The organism is Streptomyces griseorubiginosus (genome assembly GCF_017614965.1).
Classification (GTDB): Bacteria; Actinomycetota; Actinomycetes; order Streptomycetales; family Streptomycetaceae; genus Streptomyces; species Streptomyces griseorubiginosus_B.
This window is the reverse complement of record NZ_WVUG01000474.1, coordinates 1-4,548: the sequence shown is the minus strand read 5'-3', so window position 1 is coordinate 4,548 and position 4,548 is coordinate 1. Positions and strand designations below refer to the sequence as shown.

5 protein-coding genes are annotated in these 4,548 nt (G+C 70.1%); 3 read left to right on the top strand and 2 right to left on the bottom strand.

The window, feature by feature from the left end; all coding sequences use genetic code 11:
• Nucleotides 1-15: 15 nt before the first annotated feature.
• Complete coding sequence (locus GRC12_RS42125) at nt 16-363, bottom strand: DUF742 domain-containing protein (protein WP_208785732.1); 348 nt, start codon at nt 361-363, stop codon at nt 16-18.
• Nucleotides 360-767 carry a roadblock/LC7 domain-containing protein gene (locus GRC12_RS42120; RefSeq protein WP_208785731.1) on the bottom strand — a complete coding sequence of 136 codons (408 nt, stop codon included), beginning with the start codon at nt 765-767 and terminating at the stop codon, nt 360-362. Before GRC12_RS42120 ends, GRC12_RS42125 begins: the two co-directional genes overlap by 4 nt.
• Before the next feature lie 275 nt (nt 768-1,042).
• Between GRC12_RS42120 and GRC12_RS42115 the strand changes: the two genes are divergently transcribed.
• The 3 genes from GRC12_RS42115 to acs form a co-directional block, all read left to right on the top strand.
• Complete coding sequence (locus GRC12_RS42115) at nt 1,043-2,002, top strand: MBL fold metallo-hydrolase (protein WP_208785730.1); 960 nt, start codon at nt 1,043-1,045, stop codon at nt 2,000-2,002.
• 169 nt (nt 2,003-2,171) lie between these two features.
• Nucleotides 2,172-2,819, top strand: a complete 648-nt coding sequence (locus tag GRC12_RS42110; protein ID WP_208785729.1) for an acetate uptake transporter — start codon at nt 2,172-2,174, stop codon at nt 2,817-2,819.
• On the top strand, nt 2,816-4,548 hold a 1,733-nt coding region (acs, locus tag GRC12_RS42105), incomplete at its 3' end, for an acetate--CoA ligase (RefSeq protein ID WP_208785728.1). The genes GRC12_RS42110 and acs, both read left to right, overlap by 4 nt.

Here is a 4,548-nt window from a genome sequence, read left to right as displayed (position 1 = left end):
GGCGTGGGGTGGGGGTCAGAGGTTGCGGAGTCCAAGGAGCACCTGTTCCAGGACGTCGGGGTCGATGACCGCGGCCTTGTTCGGGTGGCGGGCCCTGACGTGGCCCGCCGCGAGGAGGTCGGACAGCAGGATCTTGGTGATGCTCACCGGGAGTTTCATCTTGGCGGCCAACTCCACCAGGGGGGTGGGGCGTTGGGTGATCTGCAGGATCCGTGCGTGCTCCGACTGCATGCCGGGGGTCGGGTCGGACTCGGCGATGACGAGGGTCACCAGGTCGAAGGGGCTGTCCGGAGCGGAGTGGGCGCGGCCTCCGGTGAGGGTGTACAGGCGGTCGGGTGAGTCGTCCCTGCCGGGGCGGCTCATGAGGTCCGGGGCCGCGCGGACAGGTGTTCGCCCAGCTGCTCCACGAGTTCGCTCATGTTGTGGCCGACCAGGCCCGCGTCCGCGTCCTCGGCGGTGATCACGGCCAGGTGGGTGCCGTCGCCCGCCTCCACGATGAACAGGACGCCGCCGTAGAACTCCGTCATCGCCGAGCGCACGCCTCCGCTGCCGTCGCCGAACTCCATGGAGGCGCCGTGCGACAGGGACTGGATGCCTGCGGCGATCGCCGCGAGCTGGTCGGCCTGGTCGACGGTCAGCTCCGGTGTGCGGCACAGCTTCAGGCCGTCCCGTGACAGGACGAGGGCGTGCCGTGCGCCGGGGGTACGCTCCAGTAGGGCCTCGATGAGCCAGGTGAGCTTCTCGTCGGCGGTGCTCGTGCCGGTCATGAGGTGGGAGGGCCTTTCGGGGTCGGAGTCTGGTTCGGGGGCTGGTCGTGCTGTGCCGGGTGCGGGTGCGTGGGGGTTTCTCGCGCAGTTCCCCGCGCCCCTGGGGTGCGTCGTGGGTCGGGGTCGTGGCGGTACGGCGAGCCCGCCGCCGACGGATTTGACGTCTGCTGGTCAGGTTCGGGGAGTCCAGGACGCGTAAGCGGCGGGCTGCGCCGCACCGCCACGACCCGCTCCCGCGCGCGGGCGGCCGCGGGTGGGTCAGCACAATGATCGGCATGAACCTTCCTGACGGACTCGTCCCGGTGGCCGACGGGCTGCATCTGTGGGCCCCGGCGCACACCGGGACCTGGGGCTTCGCCAACTGTCTGCTGATCACCTCGGGGGAGGAGGCCGCCCTCGTCGACACCCCGTACGACCGGGTGATGACCGAGGCCCTCGTCGCTGCCGCCGGGCCCCTCCTGGGTGCCGGTGGTGTACGGACGATCGTCAACACCCATGGCAATGGGGATCACACGTTCGGGAACGGCTGCTTTCCCGGGGCCGAGATCATCGCCACCAAAGCCGGTGCCGAGCATCTGTGTCATGAGCCGTCGCCCCAGCAGATGCACTTCCTGACCCATCAGACGCCGGCCGACCAGCCGCTGGGGTGGTATGCGCGCCGGCACTTCGGGCGTTTCCGGTACGAGGGGGTCGAGGCCGTCCCTCCGACACTCACCTTCTCCGGGCGGTACGAGCTGACCGTGGGGGACGTCCGGGCCGAGCTGATCGAGGTGGGACCCGCGCACTCGGCCGGTGACCTCGTCGTTCACTTCCCGGGGCGGGGGGTCGTGTGCGCCGGGGATGTGCTGTTCGCGGGTGACCATCCCGTGCACTGGAACGGGCCGCTCTCCCATGTGGTCGCGGCCTGCGAGACGGTTCTCGCGCTGGAGCCGGAGGTCGTGGTGCCGGGGCACGGGGCGGTGATGACGCCTCGGGATGTCCAGTGGTATGTCACATACCTCCGGGAACTGGAAGCCCTGATCCACGGCCGGTATGCCGCCGGTTGCTCCGCCGGGGAGGCTGCCGCGGACATCCTTGCCAGTGGGTTCCACGATCAGTTGGGTCTGCCTGAGCGGATCGTCATCCTCACGGCCGTGGAGTACCGCCATCTCGACGGCGACACCGGGGAACCTGACCTCGTGGCGCTCGCCGCGCGGGCGGCGGACTGGGCGTACCGGAACCGCGGCGACGACTAGGGATCCGTGGCCGGGGAACCCGGTGCTCCGCCCCCGACGACGCCGGACGACCGTTCGTCGCACAGTCGGCACCGCCGATTGCCGACTGTGGGTGCGGCGCCTGCACGCCATAGGTGGTTCCTACAATGAATCTCACATTCTTGTGATCTGGATCACAGGAGGAGACGCAATGAGCACTCCGACCACCGAACAGGCCAAGATCGCGGACCCCGGTCCGCTCGGCCTCGCCGCCTTCGCCGCGACGACGTTCGTTCTCAGCACCTTCAACGCGAATCTCATCACCGACAAGACGCTGGTCGCCGTCGTCCTGCCGCTCGCCCTCTTCTACGGCGGGCTCGCCCAGCTCCTCGCCGGGATGTGGGAGTTCCGCAAGGGCAACACCTTCGGCGCCACCGCGTTCGGTTCCTTCGGCGCCTTCTGGCTGTCGTACGCGGCCTACGCGAAGTTCGTCGCACCCGGCCTTCCGGCATCCACCGCGCACCAGGCCAGCGGGCTGTTCCTGCTGGTGTGGGCGGTCTTCACGGTGTACATGACCGTCGCCGCCATGCGGACCACCGGGGCGATCCTCGCCGTGTTCGTCACACTGTCCGCGACCTTCATCGTGCTGTGCGTCGCCGACTTCGCGCAGTCGCCGAACACCGTCAAGGCCGGCGGCTGGCTGGGTCTGGTCACGGCCGTGTGCGCCTGGTACGCGTCCTTCGCGGGCGTCACCAACTCCACGTACCAGCGGGCCGTCATGCCGGTCCTCCCCAACCTTGGTGAGCGCATGCGGCTGCACCGCACGCACCACCGCGGTCCCTTCGGAGCCCACGCATGACCGACTCCGGTGGCGAAACTCTCTCCAACCTGCTCCATGAGGAGCGACGGTTCCCGCCGCCCCCGGAGCTGGCCGACGCGGCGAACGCCACCGCGGCGGACTACGAACGAGCCGACACCGACCGTCTCGCCTTCTGGGCCGAGGCGGCCGGCCGGCTGGACTGGGCCCGGCCCTGGGACGAGGTCCTCGACTGGAGCCGTGCTCCGTTTGCCCGCTGGTTCGTCGGCGGGCGCCTGAACGCGGCTTACAACTGCCTCGACCGGCATGTGGCCGCGGGCCGCGGGGACCGGGTCGCCTTCCACTGGGAGGGCGAGCCCGGCGACACCCGCACGATCACCTACGCCGAACTGACCGCCGAGGTCTGCCGGGCGGCCAACGCCCTGCGGTCGCTCGGTGTCGGCACCGGTGACCGGGTGGCGATCTACATGCCGATGATCCCGGAGACGGTGGTGGCGATGCTGGCCTGTGCCCGCATCGGCGCCCCGCACACCGTGGTCTTCGGCGGCTTCTCCGCCGAGGCGCTGCGCGGCCGGATCCTCGACTGCGACGCGCATGTGGTGATCACCGCCGACGGCGGCTACCGCAGGGGCAACCCCTCGGCGCTGAAACCCGCGGTCGACGAGGCACTGCGCGAGTGCCCGGACGTCCGCAGCGTGCTGGTCGTCCGGCGCACCGGTCAGGACGTCGACTGGACCGACGGCCGGGACGTGTGGTGGCACGACCTGGTGGACGGACAGCCGTCCGAACACGAGGCGGAGGCCTTCGACAGCGAACACCCCCTGTACATCATGTACACCTCGGGTACGACCGCCCGCCCGAAGGGCATCCTGCACACCACGGGCGGCTATCTCACCCAGGTCGCCTGGTCGCACTGGGCGGTGTTCGACGTCAAGCCGGAACGGGACGTGTTCTGGACGGCGGCGGACATCGGCTGGGTCACCGGCCACTCGTACATCGTCTACGGCCCGCTGGCCAACGGCGTCACGTCCGTGATGTACGAGGGGACACCGGACACCCCGCACAAGGGCCGCTGGTGGGAGATCGTCGAGAAGTACCGCGTGTCGATCCTGTACTGCGCCCCGACCGCGATCCGCACCTTCATGAAGTGGGGCGCCGACTTCCCGGCCGAGTTCGACCTGTCGTCGCTCCGGCTGCTGGGCTCGGTCGGTGAGCCGATCAACCCGGAGGCGTGGATCTGGTACCGCAAGCACATCGGCTCCGACCGCTGTCCGGTCGTGGACACCTGGTGGCAGACGGAGACCGGCGCCCAGATGATCAGCCCGCTGCCGGGCGTCAGCGTCTGCAAGCCGGGCTCGGCCCTGCGCCCCCTGCCGGGCATCGCGGCCGACGTCGTCGACGACACCGGCAAGCCGGTGCCCGACGGCTCCGGCGGCTATCTGGTCCTGACCGAACCGTGGCCCGGGATGCTGCGCACCATCTGGGGCGACGAGCAGCGGTACATCGACACGTACTGGTCGCGCTTCCCCGAGACCTACTTCGCCGGGGACGGCGCCAAGAAGGACGAGGACGGCGACATCTGGCTGCTCGGCCGGGTCGACGACGTCATGAACGTCTCCGGGCACCGGATCTCCACCACGGAGGTCGAATCGGCCCTCGTCTCCCATCCGATGGTCGCTGAGGCCGCCGTGGTCGGCGCGACCGACGCGACAACCGGGCAGGGTGTCGTGGCCTTCGTCATCCTGCGCGGGGACGCGGGCGGGGCGGGGGA

Excerpts from the sequence above, each read along its gene's own strand:
- GRC12_RS42110 (WP_208785729.1), top strand. The coding sequence starts at position 2,172 with ATGAGCACTCCGACCACCGAACAGGCCAAGATCGCGGACCCCGGTCCG.
- GRC12_RS42125 (WP_208785732.1), bottom strand. The coding sequence starts at position 363 with ATGAGCCGCCCCGGCAGGGACGACTCACCCGACCGCCTGTACACCCTC.
- GRC12_RS42115 (WP_208785730.1), top strand. The coding sequence starts at position 1,043 with ATGAACCTTCCTGACGGACTCGTCCCGGTGGCCGACGGGCTGCATCTG.
- GRC12_RS42120 (WP_208785731.1), bottom strand. The coding sequence starts at position 767 with ATGACCGGCACGAGCACCGCCGACGAGAAGCTCACCTGGCTCATCGAG.